Here is a 25,303-nt window from a genome sequence, read left to right as displayed (position 1 = left end):
GTAACGAATCGTCGCCACCGCGGTTCCCTTCAGCAGATGCCGCTCGGCATCGCGATGAAACGGAGAAACACCATGTCAACTCTGACCCTCGACCTCGCCCGCCGTATCGCCGGATCGGCGGAGACCGCCGCCGCCCAGCAGGGAGTCCCCGTCGTGATCACGGTCGTCGACGCCGGCATCCAGCCGGTCATCGCGCTGCGCCAGGACGGCGCGCCGTTCGCGGCTATCGACGCGAGCCTCAGCAAGGCACGGACCACGCTCTACTTCGGCGGCACCGCGACGGCCGATCTCGCCGGCGCGACCGCCCCCGGCGGACCCCTCTTCGGCATCGAGCACGCGGTCGCGGCACCGCTCGCGTTCCTGGGCGGCGCCGTCGCGATCCGCGATGCGCAGGGCGCCGTGATCGGCGCGATCGGCGTCGGCGGCGGATCGGCAGAGCAGGACCACGCGATCGCCACCGCGGGCGCGGCGGCCGCGTCGTGAGCGAGGGCGCCGTCCTCATCTCGCTGGCGAGACTGGTCGCGGCTCCGGGTCGACGCGACGCCCTGCGCGCGGCCCTGCTGGCGCTCATCGAGCCGACGCGGTCCGAACCCGGAACGCTCGACTACGTCCTGTTCGAGGTCGCCGAGACGCCGGGCACCTTCATCATGCGGGAGGCCTTCACGTCGGAGGCCGCCCTGAGGGCCCACCAGGAGACGCCGCACTACCGAGAGTTCGCGTCGTTCGCCGATGATCTCCTCGCTGAACCCCTGGAGCTGACGTTCCTGACGCGCGTCTCCGACTGACCCACCCGGTGGGACCGGCGCGGTCTGCGGGTCGTCGGACTCGCAGACCGCGCGGGGGTGATCGGTGGATTCGAATCGCCCGAATCGCAGATCTCAGGGGTCGAAAGCTGCAAGTTGAGCGATTCGAAAGTGGCCCTGACTGACCAGCGCTCTGGCCCCGCCCAGGCGGCGGGTGACACAATGGATGCCGGCGTGCTCGAGTCGCATCTTCCCCGTCGCCCGCTCCCGGTGAGCGGACAGGGTCGAAGGACCGCCGGGCCCCTGGACAGCGTCCGCCGCATCCGTTCGAGGAGCTCCATGTCTGTCGAGACCACCGCGTCCGAGTCCACCGCCACCGAAGCCACCGCGCGCACGGCGCACCACCGCCGCTACCTGATGTGCAAGCCGTCGCACTTCACGGTGAACTACTCCATCAACCCGTGGATGGAGCCCGCGAAGCCCACCGACACCGAGAAGGCCGTCGAGCAGTGGCAGAAGCTGCACGATCTCTACCTCGAGCTGGGCCACGAGGTCGAGCTCATCGAGCCGCTCGTCGGCTACCCCGACATGGTCTACACCGCGAACGGCGGCTTCGTGATCGACGGCCGCGCGTACGTGCCGGAGTTCCGCTTCGTCGAGCGCCAGGGCGAGGCGCCCGCGTTCGCGGACTGGTTCCGCGCGGCCGGGTTCGACACTGTCATGCCGCAGGAGGTCAACGAGGGCGAGGGCGACTTCCTGCTCGTCGGCGACGTCATCCTCGCCGGCACCGGATTCCGCTCCACCGGCGACAGCCACCGCGAGGTCGGCGAGGTGTTCGGCCGCGAGGTCGTGTCGCTCAACCTCGTCGACCCGCGCTTCTACCACCTCGACACGGCGATCGCGGTGCTCGACCCCGTGCAGGGGGTCGAGAACGGCGGACCCGAGCACGCCAACATCGCCTACCTGCCCGGCGCCTTCGACGACGCGAGCCGCGCCGAGCTCGAGAAGCGCTTCCCCGACGCGATCCTCGTGTCGGACGAAGACGGCGCGGTGTTCGGCCTGAACTCCGCGAGCGACGGCTTCAACGTCGTCATCTCCCCGCGCGCCGTGGGCTTCGAGAAGCAGCTGCGCGAGCGCGGCTACAACCCGATCATGATCGACCTGTCGGAGTTGCTGCTCGGCGGCGGCGGCATCAAGTGCTGCACGCTCGAGCTGCGGGGTGCGAAGTGACCGCGGTCGACGAGGTCACGGGTTCGGTCACGGCGCAGGACGCCGAGCCGCACGTCGCGCACAACTACCACCCGCTCCCCGTGACGATCGCGCGCGGCGAGGGCGCCTGGGTCACCGACGTCGAGGGCAAGCGCTACCTCGATCTGCTCGCGGCCTACTCCGCGGTGAACTTCGGCCACCGGCATCCGGCCCTCGTCGCCGCGCTCACCGAGCAGCTCGGTCGCGTGACGCTGACGAGCCGCGCGTTCCGCAGCGACCGCCTGGAGCCGTTCGCGGCCGCGCTCGCCGAGCTCGCCGGCAAGGACATGGTGCTGCCGATGAACACGGGAGCCGAGGCGGTCGAGACCGGCATCAAGGTCGCTCGTGCCTGGGGATACCGGGTCAAGGGCATCGCCGACGGTGCCGCGCGCATCATCGTCGCCGCGGGCAATTTCCACGGGCGCACGACGACCATCGTCAGCTTCAGCGACGACGAGCAGGCGCGCGAGGGCTTCGGACCGTACACGCCCGGCTTCGACGTCGTGCCCTACGGGGACGCGGATGCCGTCGCCGCGGCCATCACCGCCGACACCGCCGCGGTGCTCATCGAGCCCATCCAGGGCGAGGGTGGTGTCATCATCCCGCCGGAGGGGTACCTTCGTCGCATCCGCGAGATCTGCGACGAGAAGAACGTGCTCTTCATCGCCGACGAGATCCAGTCGGGCCTCGGACGCGTCGGCGAGACGTTCGCCTGCGACCGCGAGGGTGTCGTGCCCGACCTGTACCTGCTCGGCAAGGCGCTCGGCGGCGGCATCCTTCCCGTCTCCGCGGTGGTCGGCGACAGCGACGTACTCGGGGTCATCCAGCCCGGGGAGCACGGCTCGACGTTCGGCGGCAACCCGCTCGCGGCCGCGGTGGGGCTCCGCGTGGTGGAGATGCTCGAGAACGGCGAGTTCCAGGAGCGCGCCCGCGCCCTGGGCGAGCACCTCGCGCAGGCGCTGGAGCCGTTGAAGGCGCACGGCGTCACGGCGGTGCGCATCGCCGGGCTCTGGGCCGGCGTCGACATCGACCCGGCCAAGGGCACCGGGCGGGAGATCGCCGAGCGCCTGCTCGACCGCGGCGTGCTGGTCAAGGACACGCACGGCCAGACGATCCGCATCGCGCCGCCCATCGTCATCCGGGCGACGGAGCTCGACTGGGCGGTGGAGCAGCTGAAGCACGTGCTGGGGGCGTAGTCACCCCTGCTCCGGTTGGCCCTCCTGCGGGAATTCCGCGGGAATTGCGACAGGAGGTGCCAAGTCAGCGACCCGGGGCGGGGGCCGCCGGGAGCACGGGAGCCGGCGGGAGCGACCGGCGTGAGTCCGTGACTCAGGCCGGCGGGTCCTCGGGGTCGAGGGTGCGCAGGGTGTCGCGTTCCACGTCGTTGTCGGCGTCGAGCTGCCCGGCGGTCGTGTCGTCGCCGCCCAGCGGCACGTCGCGGTCGGGGTTCGCGTCACCCTGGATGGCTCCGTGCGGCGATTCGCCGTGCGAGCTGTCGCCCTGGATGGCTCCGCCCTGCGACGCCCCCTGCGGGTCGCCGTCGGCTGCCTCGCCCTGGATCGCGCCACGCGGCGATTCGCCGTGCGCGTTGTCACCCTGGATCGCGCCGCCCTGGGCTGCGCCCTGCGCGCCGCCGTCGAGGTCGTCTGCGCCATCGCCGGCGCCCTGACCGTCGGGAGCGGTGTTGTGCTCCGGGTTGATCTCGGGGGAGCCCTCGGCGGGCTGCTCGGGGTGCGGGGTGCGTCCTGTGTTGTCGTCCATGTGCGCGACGTTACGCCGGTGCCGGTGGGGCGGCGAGGGGTTGACAAACGCGCGCCGGGCGATCCGCCTCAGTCCTGCTTCGCGATGCGGATCGGCGTGGTCGCGGTGGCCTTCTCGGTGTAGTCGACGTGCTCTGCGGATGCCGCCGGTTCGGCCAGTTCGGGCTCGTCGACGACTCTCAGCGGGCGGGTCTCGTCGAGAGTCAGCAGGAAGCGGCGATCCTCGGAGCGACGGAGGCGTCCGGACATGATGACCCAGATCGTGCCGATCGCGCACGCGACGAGACCGGCCGTACCGCCGAGCATGATCGCGCTGCGCGGGCCGAACGTGTCGGCCACCCATCCCGCGATGGGCGCACCGACCGGGGTCGATCCCATGATCACCGCCATGTAGAGCGCGAGCACCCGACCGCGCAGTGCGGGATCGGTCGTCATCTGCACGTAGCCGTTCGCCGTGGTGAGCAGGGTCACGATCATGAACCCGGTGAAGGTGAGCGTCACCGCATAGGCGGCGTAGGTCGGCATCGCCGACGAGACGAATGCGGCGATGCCGAAGCCGCCGGCCGCGAGGATGACGACCCGCACGCGGGCGCGGTCGCGGCGAGCAGCGAGGAGGGCCCCGGCGAGCGAGCCGATCGCGAGGATCGAGCTGAGCACCCCGTATCCGTCGGCGCCCGCACCGAACTCCAGGGCCATGGTCGAGGCGAAGATCGGGAAGTTCATGCCGAACGCGCCGATCAGGAACACCGTCACGAACACGACCCGCAGGTCGCTGCGCCCCCAGACGTAGCGGAATCCGGCGGCGAGGCCTCCGCGGCTGCGGCCCTTGAGGCGCGGCGCGAGCTGGCCGGTGCGCAGCAGAAGCAGCGCGACGAGCATCGCGAGGAAGGTCGCGGCGTTCGCGATGAACACCCAGCCCGAGCCGATCGCGACGATCAGCAGTCCTCCCACGGCGGGGCCGATCATGCGGGCGAGGTTGAAGGATGCCGAGTTCAGCGCGACCGCATTCGAGGTGTCGCCCACCGACACCATGTCGGAGACGAACGCCTGACGTGCCGGGGCGTCGAACGCGTTCACGACGCCGAAGGCCGCCGCGAAACCGAACATCATCGGCAGCGTCATCAGTCCGTTGAGCAGCAGCACGCCCACGGCGATCGCGAGCAGCAGCAACGCGCTCTGCGTGGCGAGCAGGATGCGGCGGCGCTCGAATCGGTCGGCCACCCACCCGGTGAGGCTCACGAGCACGAGCGGCGGTCCGAACTGCAGCGCCATCGTGACGCCCATCGCAGCGGCGTCGTTGTCGGTGAGCTCGGTGAGCACGACCCAGTCCTGCGCGGTCGCCTGCATCCACCCTCCGACGTTCGACACGAGAGCGCCGGCGAACCAGATGCGGTAGTTGACGTTCGCGAACGAGCGGAACATGGCGCTCATCGGTCGACCACCCGCCGCATCAGCGCGCTGGCCTCGCGCAGCGTCGAGAGCTCCGCCTCCGTGAGATCGAGCTCGGCGAGCATCCCGGCGAGCAGATCGTCGCGCCGCTGGATGGTCTCGGCGACGATGGCCGACCCGGTCTCGGTGATGTCGACCTGCACGCGGCGGCGGTCCTCCTCGTCGGGGATACGGACGACGTAGCCCTGCTCGGCGAGGCCGTTGATCATGCTCGTCATCGACGGTGCGGTGACGCGCTCGGCATCCGCGAGGGCGGTGATCGTGCGCCGCCCGTGCAGACGCAGGGTCGCGAGCACAGCGAGCTGCGCGTCGCTCATCGCGTCGACGGCTCGGACGTGCCGGAGGCGGCGGGCGAGCCGGAAGGTGGCGAGGCGCAGATCTGTCGCCGTGAGGTGGAGAGACTCATCGAACGCAGACATTACTTAGATAGTCTATCTAATTTTGCGCTCTGAACAAGGCTACGTCCGGCGAGCCGTTCGTGCAAGAGAACGAAACCCGCCACCTGGTTCCGTTCGATCACACCAACGATGTCAAGCCGGCCGGTGCCTAGAGTGAGGCCATGCAGAGCCCCCACGCGGTCGGTGAACACCTGCGGTCCACTCTCGGATCGCTCATCGAGACGCACGGGGTGCCCGCGGCATCTGTGGCGGTGCTCATCGACGGCGAGATCGTCACCCACGCCGCAGGGCTGCTCAGCACCGCGACGCGGATCGAGGCGACGACCGATGCCGTGTTCCAGATCGGCTCGATCACGAAGGTGTGGACCGCCACGCTCGTGATGCAGCTCGTGGAGGAGGGGCTCGTCGATCTCGACGCCCCGATTCGCACGTACCTGCCCGAGTTCGCGCTCGCCGACGAGGCGGCCGCCGCGGCGATCAGGGTGCGGCACCTGCTCAGCCACCGATCGGGCATCGAGGGCGACATCTTCACCGACACCGGGCGCGGTGACGACGCCGTCGAGAAGTACGTCGCGCTGCTCGCCGAGGCGGCGCAGATCTTCGAGCCCGGCGCGCTGTTCTCGTACAGCAACGCGGGCTACGTCGTCCTGGGCCGGCTCATCGAGCGGCTCCGAGGAACCAGCTGGGAACAGGCGCTGCTCACACACCTCGCGACACCGCTCGGCCTGCGCAGCGTCTCGCCCAGCCCGTACGAGGCGATCCTGCACCGCGTCGCGGTCGGGCACATGGATGCCGGAGACGGCGGCGGACCGCAGCCCGCGCCGTTCTGGGCGATGGCGCGCTCGAACGAGCCGGCGGGGTCGATGCTCGCGATGACCGCCGAGGACCTGGCCGTGTTCGCCCGCGCCCACCTCCGTGCCGCGGCGGGCTCGCCGCCTGCATCACAGGAGGAGCAGGCCGTCGTCTCGCAGGATTCGGCGGCCGCGATGCGCACGACGGAGGTCCGTCTTCCGCGCGTCGCGGGCATGGGAGCGGCCTGGGGTCTCGGCTGGGAGATCGACCGCGACGAGGGCACCGTGCTGTTCGGGCACGACGGAAACACGGTCGGCCAGTCGTCGTTCCTGCGGGTCGCCCCGGATGCAGGGGTCGCCGTCGTCCTGCTCACGAACGGGGGTGACGGTGCCGGTCTCTTCCACGATCTCGTCGATCCGCTGCTGCGCGAGCTCACCGGGGCGGGGCTGCCCGAGGCCCCCGTGCCGCCCGCGGACGCGGAGCCCGCCGCGGCATCCGCCCTGACAGCATCCGACCCGACCACTCCCGACGTGAGCGGCTACCTGGGCGTGTACGGCAACTCCACCGTCGAGATGGAGGTGTCGCGAGACGCGGAGGGACGACTGTGGCTCGAGCAACGCCCGACGCCCGAGCTGCGTGCGCTCGGCGCCGAGCCGTCGACCGACGAGTTCGTGCCCTACGGCGACGCATCGCTGATCGCGCGCGAACGGAAGGACGGGATGCATCTCGTGCTCGCCTTCCTCGAACCGGCCGACGACGGCCGCGCCTCGTACATCCACTTCGGCCGCGCTGTCCCGCGGTCGCGCTGACCCCCGAACCCTCGTCGCCACGCGGCGTGCACCCCGATACGCACGAACCCACTGCCTGGAGGAACGTCATGACACCGAATCGCACCGCCGTCACCGCCGTCGTCGCCGTGACCGCTCTCGCCACCGTGCTCACCGCGTGCGGCTCGGACGGAGGAGGCGGGGGTGAACCGGTCACGGGAGGCACCTTCACCGAGATCCTCGGCTCCGACCCGGGAAGCCTCGACCCGCAGCTGTCGGCCGGCAGTGCGCTGTTCGACATCAGCAAGCTCGCCTACGACACGCTGGTGAGCGTCGACGCCGACGGCGAGGTCCGGAGCCAGCTCGCCACCGAATGGGAGGTCGACGGCACCACCGCGACCCTGAAGATCCAGGACGGCATCACGTGCGGCGACGGCACGCCGTTCACCGCCCAGAGCGCCGCGGACAACCTCAACTGGATCTCCGACCCCGAGAACCAGAGCGGCTTCCTCGGTGCGTTCCTCCCCGTCGGCGTGACGAGCACCGCCGAGGGCGACACGGTGACGATGACGCTGTCGAGCCCGGCGCCGTTCCTGCTGCTCGGCCTCTCAGGCCTCCCGATGGTGTGCGACAGCTCCCTGAACGACCGCGACGGGCTCGCGGCGGGCACCGACGGCACTGGGCCGTACGTGCTCACCGAGGCCGTGCCGAACGACCACTACACGTACGAGCTGCGCGAGGACTACGCCTGGGGTCCCGGCGGAGCCACGGTCGACGAGGAGGGCATCCCGGCGAAGGTCAACGTGCGCGTGGTGTCCGATGGCACCACCGCGGCGAATCTGCTGCTCTCGGGTGAGGCGAACGCCGCCCAGCTCACCGGCCCCGACGCGGACCGCGCGATCAGCGCCGATCTCTTCTCCCGCGAGGGCACCGCCATCGCGGGCGAGCAGTGGTACAACCACGCCGAGGGACACCCCACGAGCGACCCGGCGGTGCGCATGGCGCTGACTCAGGCCGTCGACTACGACGAGCTCGCGAACGTCATGACCGCGGGGAAGGGCGGACCAGCTACGGCTCTCGCGGTCGTCGAACCTACGGTCTGCACGTACGACGCGATCGCCGAGTCGCGTCCGGCGTTCGACGTCGACGCAGCGAACGCGACGCTCGACGAGGCAGGGTGGGTGCGCGGCTCCGACGGCGTCCGTGCGAAGGACGGACAGCGCCTCAGCCTGACGTTCCTCTACGAGAACAGCCTCGGCGCCGCCGCTGCGGCCGCCGCGGAGCTCGCGATGTCGGCGTGGGAGGAGATCGGCGCCGAGGTCGACGGCAAGCAGCAGGACGAGACCGCGCTGCTGGAGGCGACGTTCAGCACGGGAGCCTGGGACATCGGCTGGCTCACGCTCAGCGTCAACAGCCCCGACCAGGCCATCGGCTTCGTGAGCGGCACCGTGCCGCCCGAGGGTTCGAACTTCTCGGCCATCGAGAACGCGGAGTACACGGATGCCGTCGCCAGGGCCTCGGAGCTCAACGGCCGCGAGGGCTGCGACGTGTGGCAGGAGGCCGAGAGCGCGCTGTTCGCCGCCGCCGACCTCGTGCCCTTCGCGAACGCGACCGTGTACATGTTCGGCAACGGCGCCGAATTCGACTGGACGGGCGTGATCGAGCCGACCAGCATCCGCCTGGTCGGCTGAGAGCCCGAGCCGCCCTCGACCCTCGGATCGAATCGACGACATGACGACAGTGACCACTCGCATCGCCGAAGACGACACGCGCGTCGGCGACCACCGCTGGCTGAGGTTCGCCCTCCGCCGCACCGGTCGGCTGCTCGTCTCGCTGTGGATCCTGATCACGGCATCCTTCCTGATGATCCATCTGGTGCCCGGTGATCCGATCCGCGCAGCGCTGGGGCCGACGGCTCCGGCCGCGGTCGTCGAGGCACGGCGGGAGTCGCTGGGGCTGAACGATCCGATCTGGCAGCAGTACCTCGACTACATCCGTGGCGTGTTCACGGGAGACCTCGGGGTGTCGATCGGGTCGCAGCTGCCCGTCGCCGACACGATCGCGCAGCGGCTCCCCGCCACGCTGACCCTCGCTCTGCTCGCCTTCGTCCTCGCGGTGCTCATCGCCATCCCGCTGGGCATGGCGGTCGCCGTCGCGACGCAGCGGGGCAGGGCGCGGGGCCTCGAGGTGGGGTTCAGCTCGACGAGCGTCGTGATCGGTTCGATCCCGGACTTCCTCCTCGCCGTGGCCCTCGTGGCTGTGTTCGGCGTCCAGCTCGGATGGCTGCCCGTCGCCAGCCGCGAAGGGCCGCTGTCGTACATCCTCCCGGTGCTCGCGCTCGCACTGGGGCCGGCCGCGATCCTCGCTCGCATCCTTCGCATCGAGGCGCTCTCGGTGCTCGAGGCCGACTTCGTGCGCACCGCGCACGCCAAGCGACTGCGGGGCCCGCGCATCACCCTGCGACACGTGCTGCCGAACGCCGTGACCGCGACGCTCACGCTCGGCGGCCTGCTGCTGAGCGGTCTCGTCGCCGGCACCGTGCTCGTCGAGACCGTGTTCGCGTGGCCGGGACTCGGCAGCACGATCGTCAGCTCGATCCAGACCAAGGACTACCCGCTCGTGCAGGGCACCGTGCTCGTCTACGGCGTGGGCGTGCTGCTCGTGAACACCCTCGTCGACGCCGCGCTCGCGGTGCTCGACCCGCAGTCGACGGCGGCCGACGCATGAGGCGCGCACTCGCGAACATGGTGCGCACCCCGCTCGGGGCGGTCGCCCTGGCGCTGCTCGCGCTCGTCGTGCTCACGGCGATCGTCGCCCCGCTTATCTGGGGCGAGCAGGCCGACGTCACCGACACCGGAGATCTGCTGGCCGGACCGTCGGCCGAGCACCTGATCGGCACCGACAATCTCGGGAGGGATCTGCTGCTCCGCACGATCGTCGCGACGCGCCTGTCGATCGTGCTCGCACTGCTCGCGACCCTCGTCGCGGTGGTCGCCGGACTCATCCTCGGGGTGGCCCCACTGCTGCTCGGACCGGTGCTCGGCCGCGCGATGACGTGGTTCACCGGCATCGCGGTGGCCTTTCCCGGGCTCCTCCTCGCCCTCTTCTTCGCGGCGATCTTCGGCAGCACCGCCACGGCGGCCGTCTTCGCGCTCGGACTCGCCGGCGCCCCGTCGTTCGCCCGCCTCTGCCAGAACCTCATCGCCGGCATCGAGGCGCGCGACTTCGTGGCGGCCGCCCGCGTCGGCGGCATCGGCCGCGTGCGCGTGCTGTTCCGGCACATCCTCCCGAACATCGGCGAACCGCTGATCGTCAACTCGACCATCGGCGCCGGCGGCACCCTGCTCGCTTTCGCCGGACTGTCGTTCCTCGGCCTCGGCGTGCAGCCGCCCGAGTACGACTGGGGTCGACTGATGATGGACGGTCTGCGCGGCATCTATGCGAATCCGCGCGCCGCGCTCGCCCCCGGACTAGCTGTCGTGATCGCCGGACTCGCGTTCAACCTCACCGGTGAGTCCGCCGCGCGCAGCCTCGGCCTCGCCGACGATGCGCTGCTGCGCACCGTGACCCGCATCCGCCGCCGGACGCCTTTCGGCCGCGCCGCGGCGCAGACCGCGATCACCGCTGCGGAGAACGGGGCGGTGCTGGAGGTCGAGGACCTGCGCGTCGACTTCGAGGCCGCCGACGGCACCGTCGTGCACGCCGTGCGGGGGATCGACTTCCGGGTCCGCACGGGGGAGATCGTCGGGATCGTGGGTGAATCCGGATCGGGCAAGTCGATGACCGCGCTCGCCGTCGCCCGCCTCGTGAACCCGCCGGGCCGGGTCACGGCATCCGCTCTGCGCTTCCTCGGGGTCGATCTGCAGGCGGCCGAGGGGCCGGCTCTGCGGCGACTACTCGGCACCTCGATGGCGATGGTGTTCCAGGACCCGATGTCGTCGTTCAACCCGACCATGCGGATGGGTGCCCAGCTCGCGGAAGTCGCCACCGAGCACGCCGGTCTCAGTCGACGCGAGGCGCTCGACCGCGCGGCCGACCGGCTCGCCGCGGTGCGCATCACCGCGCCGAAGCGTCGCGTGCGCCAGTATCCGTACGAGTTCTCCGGCGGCATGCGCCAGCGCGCGATGATCGGCATGGGCCTCATGGTGTCGCCGCGCCTCATCATCGCCGACGAGCCGACCACGGCGCTCGACGTGACGGTGCAGAGCCAGGTGCTCGATCTGCTGCGGGCGATCCGCGACGAGGACGGCGCATCGATCCTCTTCATCAGCCATGACATCTCCGTGGTCGCCGAGCTGTGCGACCGGGTGCTCGTGATGCGCTCCGGGGAGATCGTCGAGTCGCTGCCCGCGAGCGACCTGTCGTCGGCTCAGCACCCTTACACGCGGGCGCTGCTCGCCGCCGTGCCGCACATGGCCACCCCGCTCGACCGCCCGCTCGCCACGCTGGCGACGCTGGCGGCCGAGGAGGGCCGGGCGATGGATGCCGACAGCACGACGGATGCCGAGACGCATGCCGAGACGCATGCCGAGACGGATGCCGAGGCCGAGCCGAACCCGGTGGATGCCGTCGGCGGCGATCACGAGGAGGTGGGCACCCGATGAGCGAGCTCGTGTTCGATCAGGTCTCGGTGCGCTACGGGGTGGGGCGCGGCGCCATGACCGCCGTGGATCGTGCTTCGCTCACGGTGCCCGACGGCGGCGTCACCGGCGTGGTCGGCGAGTCGGGATCCGGCAAGTCGACGCTGGCCAGGGCAGCTGTCGGACTCGTTCCCCTGCACGGCGGGCGGATCCTGCTCGACGGCGAGCCCATCCCGCGTCGGGGCCCGCGGCCCCTGCAGATGGTCTTCCAGGACCCGTACTCGTCGCTCGACCCGCGGATGCCGGTGGGCGCGAGCATCGCCGAGATGATGCCGTCCCGCATGACCAGGCGGGAGCGCGCCGCCGAGGCCGCCCGGCTGCTCGAGCTCGTCCAGCTCGACCCCGACAAGGCCGACGCGCGCCCATCGCGCTTCTCGGGCGGCCAGCGTCAGCGCATCGCGATCGCCCGCGCGCTCGCCGGCAGGCCGCGGGTGCTCATCGCCGACGAGATCACGTCGGCCCTCGACGTACTCATCCAGGGTGCGATCCTCAACCTGCTGCTCGAGCTGCAGGACGAGCTGGGCTTCTCGATGCTCTTCATCTCGCACAACCTCGCCGTCGTGCGGTACGTCGCGTCGCGGATGGTCGTCATGCGCGACGGCAGGGTCGTCGAGCACGGCCCCACCGCCGACCTGCTCGACGACCCGCGGGACCCGTACACGCGGGAGCTGCTCGCCGCGATCCCCCGACCGATCCAGTACACCCCCTGACCGACACACGCCAGCCGGTGCCACGAGCGCCGCGACCGAAGGAGTCCCCGTGACCCGCAGAATGAGTATCGACGACGCTCTCGCTCTGACCGTGCCGAGTCAGCCGGCGCTTTCGCCCTCCGGCGACCGCGTCGTGTACGTGCTCGGCGCGACCGACGTCGACGAGGACCGCAGCACGAGCTCGCTGTGGATCGCAGAGGGCGGCGCGACCCGACCGCTCACCCGGGGTCCGTCCGACTCCAGCCCGGTGTTCTCTCCCGACGGTGCGCACGTCGCCTTCCTCCGCGAGGGCCAGCTGTGGACGCTGCCGCTCGCCGGCGGCGAGCCCGAGCAGCGCACGTCCCTCCCGCTCGGCGCCGGTGTGCCCGTGTGGAGTCCCGACAGCACGCGCATCGCGTTCACCGCTCCGGTCGTGCCGCTCTCCGCGCCCGACGCCGGTGAGACCGACGAGCAGCGCGCGGAGCGCGAGAAGGCCCCGATCGTCACCAGCGGGATCGACTACCTCGTCGACGGCGCCTGGTTCACGCGCGGCGTGACCGACCAGCTGCACGTGCTCGACCTGGCAGGCGGCCGCGTACGCCGCCTCACCGACGGCGTCTCCGGCGTCGGCAGCCCGGCGTGGTCGCCCGACGGCGGCACTCTCGCCTACGTCGCGCGACCCGAGGGCGCGGACGACCTCGCGTTCCGTTCGTCCGTGCAGGCGCTCGACCCCGCCGACCCGGCCGCCCGCGCCCGTACCCTCGCGTTCGCCGAGGGCTACGCGGGCACGGCGTCGTTCACGCCCGACGGCGGCAGCCTCGTCGTCATCGGCTGGACGGGAGAGCCCGAGGGGCACGCCGGCCTCTTCGTCGTCGACCTCGTCTCCGGTGACGTCGTCGATGCGGCGGGCGACCTCGACCGCAACGTCATGCCCGGCGCTCCCGCCTATCCCGGCGCGCTGCCGCAGGTCACGGCATCCGGCGACATCCTCTTCGCGATCCGCGACTGCGGCGCGACCCACCTCTACGCCGTGCCCGTCACGGGCGGCGCGCCCCGACTCGTGCACGGCGGCGCCGACGAGGTCGTCAGCGGCCTGTCGGTCGCGGGCGACACCGCCGCGATCGCACTGACGACGCCGACGTCGTTCGGCGAGATCCTGCGCCTCGACCTCGCGGGCGGTACGAGCGAGGTGCTCACGGCGCACGGCGACGCACCCGACGGCGCCGAGCTGTTCGTGCGCGAGAGCCGCGAGTTCACGATCAGCGACGGCACGGTCGTGCAGGGCTGGATCGTGCGCGACCCGGCCGCCACCGGCGCGACCCCGCTGCTCGTCGACATCCACGGCGGGCCGCACAACGCGTGGAACGGCGCGGTCGACGAGATGCACCTCTACCACCAGCAGCTCGCGGCCGACGGATGGACGGTCCTCATGATCAACCCGCGCGGCAGCGACGGGTACGGCGAGGACTTCTGGCGCGGGGTGAACGGCGCCTGGGGCGTCTCCGACGCCAAGGACTTCCTCGAGCCGGTCGATGAGCTCGTGGCGGAAGGGACGGCGGATGCCGCGCGTCTCGCCGTGGCCGGCTACAGCTACGGCGGCTACATGACGGCGTACCTCACGGGTCACGACGACCGGTTCGCCGCTGCGGTCGCCGGAGGCATCGTCGCCGACCTGTTCAGCATGGGCGGCACGAGCGACGACGCCCACATGCTCAGCGTGCTCGAGCTGGGCGTCATGCCGTGGGCCTCGGCCGACCGCGACACGCTCACGGCGATGTCGCCGTACTCGGCCGTCGAGGACGTGACCACGCCGACGCTCGTCCTGCACGGCGAGAAGGACCTGCGATGCCCCGTGCACCAGGCGCAGCAGTGGCACTACGCACTGCGCGAGCGCGGGGTCCCGACCGAGCTCGTCATCTATCCGGGCGGCAGCCACGTCTTCCCGCTGCTCGGCGCGCCGAGCCACCGGGTCGACTACGCGCGTCGCATCGTCGACTGGGTCGAGCGCTTCGCCGGGAGCACCTGCGGTGCGCGCCCGGCCGCGATCGACGCCGCGCACTGGCAGCACCGACTCGACGAGCTCGCGCGGCTGCACGACGTGCCGGGGGCGCAGCTCGGCATCCTCCGCTACGACCCCGAGGGGCGCGACGAGGTCGTCACCGCGGCCACCGGCACGCTCAACGCCGACCTGCCGCCGGCGTCGGCGACCGTGCTGCCCGACTCGGTCTTCCAGATCGGCTCGATCTCGAAGGTGTGGACGGCGACCGCCGTCATGCGGTTGATCGAGCGGGGGGACTTCACGCTCGACACCCCCGTGGTGGACATCGTGCCCGACCTGCAGCTCGCGACCGAGGAGTTCACCAGGGGCGTGACGGTGCGCCACCTGCTGACCCACACGAGCGGCATCGACGGCGACGTGTTCACCGACACCGGCCGCGGCGACGACTGCCTGGAGAAGTACACCGAGCTGTTCCCCGAGATCGGTGTGAACCACCCGCTCGGCGCGACCTGGTCGTACTGCAACTCGGGCTTCTCGCTGCTGGGGCGCGTGATCGAGAGCGCCACGGGCAGCGTGTGGGATGCCGCGATGCGCGACCTGCTCTTCACGCCGCTCGGTCTCACGCACACCGTCACTCTGCCGGAGGAGGCGATCCTGCACTCCGCCGCCGTCGGACACGTCGAGACGGGGGAGAAGCCGGTGATCGCGCCGGTGTGGGCGCTGCCGCGCTCGCTCGGCCCGGCCGGGCTCATCACCGCGCGTGCTGCGGACGTGCTGGCTTTCGCGCGGCTGCACCTCGCCGGCGGCGTCGCTGCGGACGGCACCCGTCTGCTCGAGGAGTCGACGGTCGCCGAGATGCAGGCGTTCCAGGCCGAGGTGCCCGACAAGCACATCCTCGGCGACTCGTGGGGCCTCGGCTGGATCCGCTTCGACTGGAACGGCGAGCGCCTGTACGGGCACGACGGCAACACGATCGGGCAGGCGGCGTTCCTGCGCGTGCACCCCGAGTCGGGTGTCGCCGTGACGCTGCTCACGAACGGCGGCCACACGCGCGACCTCTACGAGGACCTCTACCGCGAGATCTTCGCCGAGCTGTCCGGGGTGACCATGCAGGCCACCGTGCAGCCGCCCGCCGCGCCGGTCGAGGTCGACATCACGCCGTTCGTCGGTACGTACGAGCGCGCCTCGGTGCGGGCCGAGGTGTTCGTCGGCGACGACGGACCGATGCTGCGCACCACCGTGCTCGGCCCGCTCGCCGAGCTCGAGCCCGACCCGGTCGACGAGTACGCGCTCACCCCGTACAGCGACGGCGTCTTCGCGCTCCGCGCCCCCGGAACGCAGACGTGGCTGACGGCGACGTTCTACACGCTGCCGACGGGCGAGGAGTACCTGCACTTCGGCGCACGGGCGACCCCGAAGGTTTCGAGCGGCGCATGAGCATCCCGTCCCCGCTCATCACCGGCGCCCTCACGGAGGCGGCCCTCGTCTCCACGATCCGCCGGCTGATCGAGTGCGAGTCGCCCTCGGGCGACGACGCGGCCGTCTCCCGGTCGGCCGAGGTCGTCGCCCAGGTCGGCGCCGAGCTGCTCGGAATCGAGCCCGAGCGCCTCGTGATCGACGGCTGCACGCACCTGCGGTGGCGCTTCGGCGCCGAGACACGGGTGCTGCTGCTGACCCACCACGACACCGTGTGGCCGCACGGCACCCTCGAGCGGTTGCCGTTCGGCATCGTCGACGGCGTGCTCCGAGGGCCGGGGTCGTTCGACATGAAGACGGGGCTCGCCATGGTGCTGCACGCGGTCGCCGCGCTGGACGACCGCGACGGTGTGACCGTGCTCGTGACGGGCGACGAGGAGACGGGATCGGAGCGATCCCGCGCGCTCATCGAGGAGACGGCGCTCGGTGCCGCAGCGGTGCTCGTCACCGAGGCCTCGGAGAACGGCGCCTGGAAGGCCGCGCGCAAGGGCGTCGGCATGTACGAGATCGCGGTGCGGGGCAGTGCGGCGCACGCGGGACTGGAACCGGAGAAGGGGGTCAACGCGACGGTCGCGCTCGCGCACCTCGTGCTGGCGCTGGGTGGGCTCGCCGACGCGGATGCCGGCACGACCGTCACTCCGACGCGCGCCGATTCCGGCACCACGGGCAACACCGTGCCGGCGGAGGCTCGTCTGCGCATCGACGTGCGGGCGTGGTCGGCGGCGGAGCTCGAGCGGGTGGATGCGGCGCTGCGCGCGTACGCGTCGCCGGTGCCGGGCGCCGCGATCACCGTGCACGGTGGGATCAACCGCCCGCCGCTCGCACGGGAGATGTCGCAGGGGCTCGTGGACCTCGCGAGACGGCTCGGTGCGCCGCACGGACTGGGCGACGTGGGGGCGGTGGCCGTCGGCGGGGGCAGCGACGGCAACTTCACCGCGGGTGCGGGGGTGCCGACCCTCGACGGCATGGGGGCCGTCGGGGGCGGTGCGCACGCCGATCACGAACACGCGATCGTGGCGGAGATCCTGCCCCGGACGCGACTGCTCGCCGACATGGCCGCAGAGATCTCGAGAACGGACGGACCATGGCAGAACTGATGCACGACGACGCGGTCGTGTCGTCCGCGCAGCGCGATGCCGATCGCGCTGCCGCGGCATCCGGCGTCTCGATCCGAGAGCTCGGGGCGGTCGGCGAGCATGCCGAGGCCATCGCCCTGCTGTCGCGCATCTGGCGGCGCTCGCCGGAGAACCCCGTCGTGCCGCCCGAGCTGATGCGGGCGCTGAGCAAGGCGGGCAACTATATCGGCGGCGCATTCGCCGACGACCGCCTCGTCGGAGTCGCCATCGCCTTCCACGCCGATCCGGAGCGGCACGCGCTCTACAGCCACATCGCCGGGATCTCGGCGGAGAGCGCGGGGCGCTCGATCGGGTTCGCGCTCAAACAGCACCAGCGGGCCTGGGCGCTCTGCCGCGGCATCGACGCGATCGAGTGGACCTTTGATCCGCTCGTCGCCCGCAACGCGCACTTCAACATCACCAAGCTCGGTGCCAGGCCGCGGGAGTACCTCTCGGACTTCTACGGCGCGATGACCGACGGTGTGAACAGCGACGACGAGACGGACCGGCTGCTCATGCGGTGGGAGCTCCGCGACGCGGGCGTCGTGCTGCGCGCGCACGGCAGCTCGCCGCAGCCGGAGTCCCGGATGCCGGGCGACCGCACCGTCGCGGTGCCACCCGACATCGAGCGTCTGCGATCGGAGGACCGCGCCGAGGCGCAACGCTGGCGGCTGCGGTTGAGAGAGCAGCTCGTGGGGGCCCTCGACGCGGGCGCACGGATCGTCGGATTCGACCGCGCGGAGGGATACATCATCCGACCGGAGAGGAACACGGTATGAGGATCGACGGGATCGAGCTGCGACGGGTGGCGATGCCGCTCGTCTCCCCGTTCCGCACATCGTTCGGCACGCAGACCGCGAAGAACATCCTGCTCGTACGGGCCGTCGTCGACGGCGTCGACGGGTGGGGCGAGTGCGTGACACTGCCCGATCCGGTCTACTCGCCCGAGTACACCGAGGGTGCGGTCGACATGATCCGCCGCTACATCGTGCCCGCCCTGACGGGGGCCGACATCTCGGGCGCGCACATGGTCGGCGAGCTGCTGGCGCCCTTCAAGGGCCACCGCATGGCGAAGGCCGCGGTCGAGACGGCCGTGCTCGACGCGGAGCTGCGTGCCGAGGGCCGCTCGTTCGCGCGAGAGCTCGGCGCCGTGCGCGACACCGTGCCGTGCGGGGTGTCGGTCGGGATCATGGACGAGATCCCGCGGCTGCTCGACGCTGTCGACGGGTACCTCGCCGAGGGATACGTGCGCATCAAGCTCAAGATCGAGCCGGGATGGGATGTCGACGTCGTCCGCGCGGTGCGCGAGCGCTTCGGCGACGACGTGCTGCTGCAGGTCGACGCGAACACCGCGTACACGCTGCGCGATGCGCAGCACCTGGCCCGCCTCGACGACTTCGGCCTCCTCCTCATCGAGCAGCCGCTCGAGGAGGAGGACATCGTGGGGCACGCCGACCTCGCGCGGATGCTGAAGACCCCGATCTGCCTGGACGAGTCAATCACCTCGGCGCAGACCGCGGCCGCCGCGATCCGCCTCGGCGCCACGAGCGTCATCAACATCAAGCCGGGCCGGGTCGGCGGGTACCTCGAGGCGCGTCGCATCCACGACCTCGCGATGGCACAGGGCGTGCCGGTCTGGTGCGGCGGCATGGTCGAGAGCGGGATCGGACGGGCGGCCAACGTCGCGCTCGCCGCCCTGCCCGGATTCGTGCTGCCGGGTGACGTCTCCGCCAGCGACCGCTTCTACCGGGTCGACCTCACCGAGCCGTTCGTGATGCACGACGGCAGCCTCTCGGTGCCGCAGGGTCCGGGGCTCGGCGTGACCCCGATTCCGGAGATCCTCGACGAGCTCACGACCTGGACCGAGTGGCTCCCGATGTGAGGTTATGCTCGCCGATATGAGCGCGCTGTCACGGTCGAGCTGGGGTCGCGTGATCGACGATCTCGGCGTGACGCTGCTCGATGTGACCTACGGGCGCATCGACGTCGACCGGCAGGTCGGCGGCGTCGTCATCCACGATCCGCTCGATGAGCCGGTCTACCCGCACGGGGCCGTGGTGCTGGCGGTCGCGCTGCGCGACGCCGATGAGCTGGCGGCGCTCGTGCGCGAGGCGGGGGAGCGTGGCGCCGTGGCGGTGGTCGTGCGCGCATCGACCGAGCTGCCGCGGAGTGTACGAGATGCAGCTGACGACGCCGGCATCGCGGTCCTCGGTCTCGCCCGCGGTGCGACGTGGACGCAGCTGGCCGCCCTCCTGCGCTCACTGCTCGCCGAGGACGACGTGGGCCAGACGCCGGCCGAGTCGCTGGGCGGGGTGTCGTCGGGCGACCTCTTCGCCGTGGCCAACGCCATCGCCGCACTGCTCGACGCGCCGGTGACGATCGAGGACCGGTCGTCGCGGGTGCTCGCCTTCTCCGGCGGACAGGAGGCCGCGGACCCCTCCCGAGTCGAGACGATCATCGGGCGCCAGGTGCCGGATCGGTATGCGCGCGTGCTCACCGAGATGGGAGTCTTCCGCGACCTCTACCGCGGCGACGCTCCCGTGGTCGTCGACCCGGTTCGGCTCGGGGAGGGCGTCTCGACGCAGCGCATCGCGATCGCCGTGCGTGCAGGGGACGAGGTGCTCGGCTCGATCTGGGCCGCCATGGACGGCCCGCTCACCGAGGAGCGCGCGGCGACCCTCCGCGACGCGACCACGCTCGTGGCGCTGCACCTGCTGCGGATCCGTGCGGGAGCCGACGCGCAGCGCAGCCTGCGCGCCGAACTCGTCAGCCGTGCCGTCGACGGCGGGCCCGATGCGCAGGACGCGCTCGGCCGCCTCGGGCTCGCCGGTCGCCGCGTCTGGGTGATGGCGACGGCCCTCGCACCGCGCGGCGAGGACGGCACCGAGCACGACTCCATCGCGGAGCGGGAGCGACTCACCGACGCGCTCGCACTGCACCTCTCCGCCGTGCAGCAGGGAGCGGCCGTCGCCCTCGTCGGCGACACCGTCTACGGCATCCTGCCGGTGGCGGATGCCGCTGCCGAGGACCGCTCCGTGCGGCTCGCCGAGGACTTCCTGCAGCGGGTCGGCGACCGCATCCCCGCCGTGATCGGCATCGGCCGTCCCGCCGCGACCGTCGCCGAGATCGCGCGCTCGCGGGCCGAGGCCCACCGCGCGCTGCGCGTGGTGGTCGAGCGTGCACCTCGGCAGCGCAGCCTCGCCCGTATCGCCGACGTCGAGACCGACTCGCTGCTGCTCGACCTCCGCGACCTGCGCAGCGCGCGCGGCGACCTCGCCTCGGGGCCGCTCGCCCGGCTGATCGACTACGACGCGAGACACGATGCGCATCTGGTCGACACCCTCACGGCGTGGCTCGATCACTTCGGCGACGTCACCGCGGCCGCCGCCGCGTGCTTCGTGCACGCCAACACGTTCCGATACCGCCTGCGCCGCGTCGCAGAAGTGGGAGAGCTCGACCTCGACGACGCCGACGCCCGCTTCGCCGCGATGCTCGAGATCCGCACGCTGCCCGTGCATTGATCCTTCACTTCTCGCCGTCGGCGCTCGGGCAGAATGGACCGATGACGACCCGCATGCCTGCCCTCGAGATCGCCGTCCAGGACACCGCGGGAGTGCGGGTCGCCGGTGCCGTCGGGGCGAGGCGGATCGAGCTCGCCCAGGCCCTCCCGCTCGGAGGGCTCACGCCGTCGCCCGCGACCCTGGAGCTCGCGATCGAGACCGCCCGCGACCTCGGCGTCGAGGTGCACGTGCTCGTGCGTCCGCGCCCCGGCGGGTTCCACTACGACGCCGACGAGCTCGCGGTCACCGAGCGCGACGTGCAGCGAGCGATCGACGCGGGCGCCCACGGCGTCGTCGTCGGAGCGCTCGATGCCGCGGGCGCCCTCGACCTCGCCGCGATGGTCAGGCTGCGCGACGCCGCAGGCGCGGCATCCGTCACCCTCCACCGGGCGATCGACGTGACCGCCGACCCCGTCGCGACCCTCGCCGCCGCGCGCTCGCTCGGACTCCGTCGGGTGCTCACCTCGGGCGGCGCATCGGCGGCGATCGACGGGGTCGAGACGCTCCGCGCGATGGTGGCGGAAGCCGCGGGCGGCATCGAGGTCATGGCCGGGAGCGGAGTGGATGCCGCGAGCGCCGTGGCTCTCGCTGCGAGCGGCGTCGACGCCCTGCACTTCTCCGCCAAGCGCACCGTGCGCGAGGAAGGCGGCGTGCGCATGGGCTCGGCGGCCGACGGCGTCGGCGGATACGAGGTCACCGACCTCGAGACCGCGCGCGCGATCGTCGCCGCGCTCGGCCGGTAGGCTCGCCCCGTGACGGATACCCGCGAGTTCACCGACGCCCACGGCATCGCCATCGTCTACGACGTGCACGAGGCGGTCGGCGACGCACGAGGAGTCGTGCAGCTGCTGCACGGAGTCGGGGAGCACGCCGGCCGGTACGGCGCGCTGATCACCGCGCTCACCGAGGCCGGGTTCCACGTGTACGCCGACGACCACCGCGGACACGGTCGCACCGGCATCCGTCAGCACGAGGGACCGGCGAAGCTCGGGCGTCTCGGCAAGGGCGGTCTGCGGGCCGCGGTCGCGGCGGTGTGGCAGCTCACCGGCATCATCAAGGACGACCACCCCGACCTGCCGCTCGTGCTGCTCGGGCACTCGTGGGGATCGTTCCTCGCGCAGATACTGGTGAACGACCATCCCGCGGCATGGGACGCCGTGATCCTCTCGGGGTCGGCCCTGCGCATGCCCGGCTCGCTGAACGCGGCCCCGCTGAACGCGCGCTGGGCCGGACCGGAGGCGACGGGGCTGGAGTGGCTGAGCCGCGACCCCGAGGTGTGGGCGGCGTTCCACGACGACCCGCTCACGACCGACGTGCCGCTGCTGAAGCTGTTCGGCCCGATCGAGGCCGCGCGGCTGTACGGCCGCCCGCGCAAGGGCCTCGGCCACGACATCCCGCTGCTGCTGCTCGTCGGCCGCGACGACCCGGTGGGGGGACCCCGCAGCGTGCATCGGCTCGCCGAGGAGTACCGCACCCGCTCGGGTCTCACCGACATCACGACCCTCGTCTACCCCGACGCCCGGCACGAGATCTTCGCCGAGGTGAACCAGGCCGAGGTGCGCGCCGACGTGCTCGCGTGGCTCGATGCCCGCATCCCCGCGCGCTGAGCCCGCATCCCCGCGCGCCCTGCCCGCGCCGTCCCGCGCGTTCTGAAGGAGATCCCGCGTTCTGAAGGAGATCCCGCGCGATATGGTCCTTCGCTGGCGGTGATCTCCTGCACAGCGTGTGCGCCGGCCCCGCGCTCTCACCGTCGACGACCTCGCGGGATGCCGCGGGAGATGCCCCCGCGTGACCCCACGTGACCCCGCGTGACAGCGGGTGAATCCGCGTGACGGCTGGCGCACCCGGCATCCGTCGCTCCCTCTAGATTCTGGACGAGAGGGCGCGGGCGGCGAGGAGGGGCGCAGTGGGCTTCGAGGAGGAGTGGCGCGACTGGCGACAGGCGCGCGAGCGCTATGCCGGCGCCGAATACGGTCCGGCGGCGCTGGAGTCGACCAACTGGCTCATCACAGAGCCGGCCGCGGTGGAGGGCGTGCCCGGTCTGTGGGCGCTCACCGGAGACGGCGGCATCCGCGGCAGCGATCTCGGCACGGCGGGATCGAGCGTGACCCTGACCGGCACGCAGACCCTGCGACTCGGGCACCGCGAGCTGCGCGTGTTCGACCGGCGTGGGGCTCTCGCACTTCGGGTGTTCAACCCGCGGCGTCCCGAGCGCGAGCGCTTCAGCGGCATCGACGCGTATCCGCCCCGCGAGGGCTGGCGCGTCGCGGCGCGGTTCGAGGAGACACCGGGCGAGACCGTCATGGTCACGGCGATCGACGGCGCCACCCACGAGCAGGACCTCGCCGGACGGCTGCACTTCGCCCTCGACGGCATCCCGCTGACCCTCGCGGCGACGAGGTCCGCGCAGGGCGGGCTGACGGCGGTGTTCGGAGACGGGACCAACGGCATCGAGACGTATCGCTTCCGCTTCCTCCCGATCGGCGAGCCGGATGCCGACGGCTCGGCCGTGATCGACTTCAACCGCGCGTACCTCCCTCCCTGTGCGTTCTCGGATCAGTACGTGTGTCCGCAGCCGCCGGACGGCAACCGGTGGTCGCTGCCGATCCGCGCGGGGGAGCGGGTCGTCGTCTTCGGTCGTTGAGCACCGCCACGGCCGACGGCCAGCGCCTTAAGCTGGAACCGTGCACGGTGAATACAAGGTCCCAGGGGGCAAGCTCGTCGTCGTCGACCTCGATGTGGAAGACGGTCGGATCGCCCGTTTCCGTCTCGCCGGGGATTTCTTCCTCGAGCCCGACACCGCTCTCGCCGACATCGATGCGGCGGTGACGGGTCTGCCGGTCGAGTCCGACGCCACGGCCATCGCCGCCGCCGTGCGCGGCGCCCTTCCCGAGGGTGCGCAGCTGCTCGGCTTCACGCCGGAGGCCGTGGGCACGGCCGTGCGCCGCGCCCTCGTGACCGCGCCGGGCTGGCGCGACTTCGACTGGGAGATCGTGCACGAGACCGCGGTGTCGCCGCGCATGAACCTGGCGCTCGACGAGGTGCTCACCTCGCGCGTCGGCGAGGGTCGCCGCCGCCCCACGCTGCGCATCTGGGAGTGGGACCAGTCCGCGGTCGTGATCGGCTCCTTCCAGTCCTACCGCAACGAGGTCGACCCCGAGGGCGCGGAGCGCCACGGCTTCGACGTCGTGCGCCGCATCTCGGGCGGGGGCGCCATGCTCATGGCCGCGGGACAGATCATCACCTACTCGCTCTACGTGCCGGCATCGCTCGTGCAGGGCATGACGTTCGCCGACTCGTACGCCTTCCTCGACGACTGGGTGCTGCAGGCGCTGCGCTCTCTCGGCATCGACGCCGTCTATCAGCCGCTCAACGACATCGCGAGCTCCTCGGGCAAGATCGGCGGGGCCGCGCAGAAGCGCCTCGCCAACGGCGGAGTGCTGCATCACGCCACGCTCTCGTACGACATCGACGGCCAGACGATGACCGAGGTGCTGCGCATCGGCCGCGAGAAGCTCAGCGACAAGGGCACGACCTCCGCCGCGAAGCGGGTCGACCCGCTTCGCAGCCAGACCGGTCTCGAGCGCGCCGAGATCATCGACCGCTTCATCGAGACGTTCCGGTCGCTCACCGGCGCAGAGGACGGCGCGATCACGGCCGACGAGTACGCCGATGCCGAGGCGCTGGTCGAGTCGAAGTTCGCGACCGACGCGTGGCTGCACCGGGTTCCGTGACCGACGGGCAACCGCCCGCGCACGGCGCCGTCACCGTCATCCAGGGCGACAACCTCGCCGTCGCCGCGACGCTGCCCTCGGCATCCTTCACGCTCGTCTACCTCGACCCGCCCTTCAACACCGGCCGGGCGCAGGAACGGCAGATCGTGACCGCGCGGCGCACAGCGCCGGGCGCTGAGCCGGACGCGGAGGCGGGGGATCCCGTGGATGCCGAGCCGGCGCCGCCGACCGAGGTGCGGCACGGATTCCACGGCCACCGGTACGAGCGGGTGCGCGGGATGCTGCGCACCTACGACGACCGCTTCGACGACTACGGAGCGTTCCTCATGCCCCGGCTCGAGGAGGCGTGGCGATTGCTCGCCGACGACGGCACGCTCTACCTGCACCTCGACTACCGCGAGGCGCACTACGCCAAGGTGATGCTGGATGCCGTCTTCGGGCGCGACTGCTTCCTCAACGAGCTCATCTGGGCGTACGACTACGGTGCCAAGTCGCGTCGCCGCTGGCCGACCAAGCACGACACGATCCTGGTGTATGTGAAGAATCCCCGGGAGTACGTCTTCAACTCCGACGACGTCGACCGCGAGCCGTACATGGCGCCAGGTCTCGTCACGGCCGAGAAGGCGGCGCGCGGCAAGCTCCCGACCGACGTGTGGTGGCACACGATCGTGCCGACGACCGGGCGCGAGAAGACGGGATATCCGACGCAGAAGCCCGAGGGCATCCTCCGCCGCATCGTGCGGGCATCGAGCCGGCCGGGTGACCGAGTGCTCGACCTCTTCGCGGGCAGCGGCACCACGGGAGCGGTCGCTTCGGCGCTCGGGCGCGATGCCGTGCTCGTCGATGACAATCCCGAGGCGATCCGGGTCATGACCGAGCGGATGCCGCACGCCGAGGTCGTTCGGGGCTGAACCCGTCCGCATCCGGCAGACT

Annotated in this window: 22 protein-coding genes; 19 read left to right on the top strand and 3 right to left on the bottom strand. The window is 71.6% G+C overall.

The window, feature by feature from the left end; translation table 11 throughout:
- Positions 1–72: 72 nt before the first annotated feature.
- From M3195_RS13550 to rocD, 4 genes are all read left to right on the top strand, one after another.
- Entirely contained in the window at positions 73–483 is a 411-nt protein-coding gene (locus M3195_RS13550) for a GlcG/HbpS family heme-binding protein (protein WP_251588341.1), read from the top strand.
- Positions 480–785 carry a putative quinol monooxygenase gene (locus tag M3195_RS13545; RefSeq protein ID WP_251588340.1) on the top strand — a complete coding sequence of 102 codons (306 nt, stop codon included), beginning with the start codon at positions 480–482 and terminating at the stop codon, positions 783–785. Before M3195_RS13550 ends, M3195_RS13545 begins: the two co-directional genes overlap by 4 nt.
- Before the next feature lie 297 nt (positions 786–1,082).
- Entirely contained in the window at positions 1,083–1,973 is an 891-nt protein-coding gene (gene ddaH / locus M3195_RS13540) for a dimethylargininase (protein WP_251588339.1), read from the top strand.
- Positions 1,970–3,187, top strand: coding sequence for an ornithine--oxo-acid transaminase (gene rocD, locus M3195_RS13535; protein ID WP_251588338.1), 1,218 nt, complete (start codon positions 1,970–1,972; stop codon positions 3,185–3,187). The genes ddaH and rocD overlap by 4 nt, the downstream gene beginning before the upstream one ends.
- Positions 3,188–3,320: 133 nt before the next feature.
- Here the strand turns inward: rocD and M3195_RS13530 are convergent, their stop codons facing one another.
- The 3 genes from M3195_RS13530 to M3195_RS13520 all read right to left on the bottom strand — a co-directional run bounded on the left by M3195_RS13530 (position 3,321) and on the right by M3195_RS13520 (position 5,619).
- On the bottom strand, positions 3,321–3,752 hold the full coding sequence (locus M3195_RS13530; RefSeq protein ID WP_251588336.1) for a hypothetical protein: 432 nt from the start codon (positions 3,750–3,752) through the stop codon (positions 3,321–3,323).
- A 68-nt stretch (positions 3,753–3,820) separates the two neighbouring features.
- Entirely contained in the window at positions 3,821–5,173 is a 1,353-nt protein-coding gene (locus M3195_RS13525) for an MFS transporter (protein WP_251588658.1), read from the bottom strand.
- A 5-nt stretch (positions 5,174–5,178) separates the two neighbouring features.
- Entirely contained in the window at positions 5,179–5,619 is a 441-nt protein-coding gene (locus M3195_RS13520; protein ID WP_251588334.1) for a MarR family winged helix-turn-helix transcriptional regulator, read from the bottom strand.
- 140 nt (positions 5,620–5,759) lie between these two features.
- Here M3195_RS13520 and M3195_RS13515 point away from each other — a divergent pair, with 140 nt between their 5' ends.
- From M3195_RS13515 to M3195_RS13445, 15 genes are all read left to right on the top strand, one after another.
- Positions 5,760–7,199 (top strand): serine hydrolase domain-containing protein, encoded by a 1,440-nt coding sequence (locus tag M3195_RS13515; RefSeq protein ID WP_251588332.1) that lies wholly within the window; start codon positions 5,760–5,762, stop codon positions 7,197–7,199.
- A gap of 68 nt (positions 7,200–7,267) precedes the next feature.
- Positions 7,268–8,848, top strand: coding sequence for an ABC transporter substrate-binding protein (locus M3195_RS13510; protein ID WP_251588330.1), 1,581 nt, complete (start codon positions 7,268–7,270; stop codon positions 8,846–8,848).
- 40 nt (positions 8,849–8,888) lie between these two features.
- A complete protein-coding gene (locus M3195_RS13505; protein ID WP_251588328.1) occupies positions 8,889–9,884 on the top strand; it encodes an ABC transporter permease in 996 nt (331 codons plus the stop codon).
- Complete coding sequence (locus M3195_RS13500) at positions 9,881–11,761, top strand: dipeptide/oligopeptide/nickel ABC transporter permease/ATP-binding protein (protein WP_251588326.1); 1,881 nt, start codon at positions 9,881–9,883, stop codon at positions 11,759–11,761. Before M3195_RS13505 ends, M3195_RS13500 begins: the two co-directional genes overlap by 4 nt.
- Complete coding sequence (locus tag M3195_RS13495; protein WP_251588324.1) at positions 11,758–12,507, top strand: ABC transporter ATP-binding protein; 750 nt, start codon at positions 11,758–11,760, stop codon at positions 12,505–12,507. Before M3195_RS13500 ends, M3195_RS13495 begins: the two co-directional genes overlap by 4 nt.
- A 49-nt stretch (positions 12,508–12,556) precedes the next feature.
- Positions 12,557–15,922 carry a serine hydrolase gene (locus M3195_RS17140; protein WP_251588321.1) on the top strand — a complete coding sequence of 1,122 codons (3,366 nt, stop codon included), beginning with the start codon at positions 12,557–12,559 and terminating at the stop codon, positions 15,920–15,922.
- A complete protein-coding gene (locus tag M3195_RS13485) occupies positions 15,919–17,058 on the top strand; it encodes a M20 family metallopeptidase (protein WP_251588319.1) in 1,140 nt (379 codons plus the stop codon). Before M3195_RS17140 ends, M3195_RS13485 begins: the two co-directional genes overlap by 4 nt.
- Complete coding sequence (locus tag M3195_RS13480; RefSeq protein WP_251588318.1) at positions 17,046–17,855, top strand: GNAT family N-acetyltransferase; 810 nt, start codon at positions 17,046–17,048, stop codon at positions 17,853–17,855. Before M3195_RS13485 ends, M3195_RS13480 begins: the two co-directional genes overlap by 13 nt.
- Positions 17,852–18,958: an o-succinylbenzoate synthase gene (gene menC / locus M3195_RS13475; RefSeq protein WP_251588317.1), complete on the top strand. Its 1,107-nt coding sequence runs from the start codon at positions 17,852–17,854 to the stop codon at positions 18,956–18,958. Before M3195_RS13480 ends, menC begins: the two co-directional genes overlap by 4 nt.
- A 16-nt stretch (positions 18,959–18,974) precedes the next feature.
- Entirely contained in the window at positions 18,975–20,597 is a 1,623-nt protein-coding gene (locus tag M3195_RS13470; protein ID WP_251588316.1) for a helix-turn-helix domain-containing protein, read from the top strand.
- A 41-nt stretch (positions 20,598–20,638) separates the two neighbouring features.
- The gene (locus tag M3195_RS13465) at positions 20,639–21,379 is read left to right on the top strand and encodes a copper homeostasis protein CutC (protein WP_251588315.1); all 741 of its coding nucleotides are present in this window, start codon (positions 20,639–20,641) and stop codon (positions 21,377–21,379) included.
- A 9-nt stretch (positions 21,380–21,388) separates the two neighbouring features.
- Positions 21,389–22,243, top strand: coding sequence for an alpha/beta fold hydrolase (locus tag M3195_RS13460; RefSeq protein WP_251588314.1), 855 nt, complete (start codon positions 21,389–21,391; stop codon positions 22,241–22,243).
- A 299-nt stretch (positions 22,244–22,542) separates the two neighbouring features.
- Positions 22,543–23,280: a DUF1684 domain-containing protein gene (locus M3195_RS13455; RefSeq protein WP_251588313.1), complete on the top strand. Its 738-nt coding sequence runs from the start codon at positions 22,543–22,545 to the stop codon at positions 23,278–23,280.
- A gap of 40 nt (positions 23,281–23,320) precedes the next feature.
- Positions 23,321–24,370, top strand: coding sequence for a lipoyl protein ligase domain-containing protein (locus M3195_RS13450; protein WP_251588312.1), 1,050 nt, complete (start codon positions 23,321–23,323; stop codon positions 24,368–24,370).
- A complete protein-coding gene (locus M3195_RS13445; protein ID WP_251588308.1) occupies positions 24,367–25,281 on the top strand; it encodes a DNA-methyltransferase in 915 nt (304 codons plus the stop codon). The genes M3195_RS13450 and M3195_RS13445 overlap by 4 nt, the downstream gene beginning before the upstream one ends.
- The last annotated feature ends 22 nt before the right edge of the window (positions 25,282–25,303 follow it).

The sequence above is a fragment of the Microbacterium hydrocarbonoxydans genome, assembly GCF_023715885.1.
Taxonomy (GTDB): Bacteria; Actinomycetota; Actinomycetes; order Actinomycetales; family Microbacteriaceae; genus Microbacterium; species Microbacterium hydrocarbonoxydans_C.
Note: the sequence above shows the minus strand (reverse complement) of the source record. Positions and strands in the feature narration are given on the sequence as shown.

Coding starts and splice junctions, on each gene's coding strand:
- M3195_RS13485 (WP_251588319.1), top strand. CDS start 15,919: ATGAGCATCCCGTCCCCGCTCATCACCGGCGCCCTCACGGAGGCGGCC.
- M3195_RS13480 (WP_251588318.1), top strand. CDS start 17,046: ATGGCAGAACTGATGCACGACGACGCGGTCGTGTCGTCCGCGCAGCGC.
- M3195_RS13505 (WP_251588328.1), top strand. CDS start 8,889: ATGACGACAGTGACCACTCGCATCGCCGAAGACGACACGCGCGTCGGC.
- M3195_RS13510 (WP_251588330.1), top strand. CDS start 7,268: ATGACACCGAATCGCACCGCCGTCACCGCCGTCGTCGCCGTGACCGCT.
- M3195_RS13500 (WP_251588326.1), top strand. CDS start 9,881: ATGAGGCGCGCACTCGCGAACATGGTGCGCACCCCGCTCGGGGCGGTC.
- menC (WP_251588317.1), top strand. CDS start 17,852: ATGAGGATCGACGGGATCGAGCTGCGACGGGTGGCGATGCCGCTCGTC.
- ddaH (WP_251588339.1), top strand. CDS start 1,083: ATGTCTGTCGAGACCACCGCGTCCGAGTCCACCGCCACCGAAGCCACC.
- M3195_RS13525 (WP_251588658.1), bottom strand. CDS start 5,173: ATGTTCCGCTCGTTCGCGAACGTCAACTACCGCATCTGGTTCGCCGGC.
- M3195_RS13550 (WP_251588341.1), top strand. CDS start 73: ATGTCAACTCTGACCCTCGACCTCGCCCGCCGTATCGCCGGATCGGCG.
- M3195_RS13470 (WP_251588316.1), top strand. CDS start 18,975: ATGAGCGCGCTGTCACGGTCGAGCTGGGGTCGCGTGATCGACGATCTC.
- M3195_RS13465 (WP_251588315.1), top strand. CDS start 20,639: ATGACGACCCGCATGCCTGCCCTCGAGATCGCCGTCCAGGACACCGCG.
- M3195_RS13520 (WP_251588334.1), bottom strand. CDS start 5,619: ATGTCTGCGTTCGATGAGTCTCTCCACCTCACGGCGACAGATCTGCGC.
- M3195_RS13495 (WP_251588324.1), top strand. CDS start 11,758: ATGAGCGAGCTCGTGTTCGATCAGGTCTCGGTGCGCTACGGGGTGGGG.
- M3195_RS13530 (WP_251588336.1), bottom strand. CDS start 3,752: ATGGACGACAACACAGGACGCACCCCGCACCCCGAGCAGCCCGCCGAG.
- M3195_RS13515 (WP_251588332.1), top strand. CDS start 5,760: ATGCAGAGCCCCCACGCGGTCGGTGAACACCTGCGGTCCACTCTCGGA.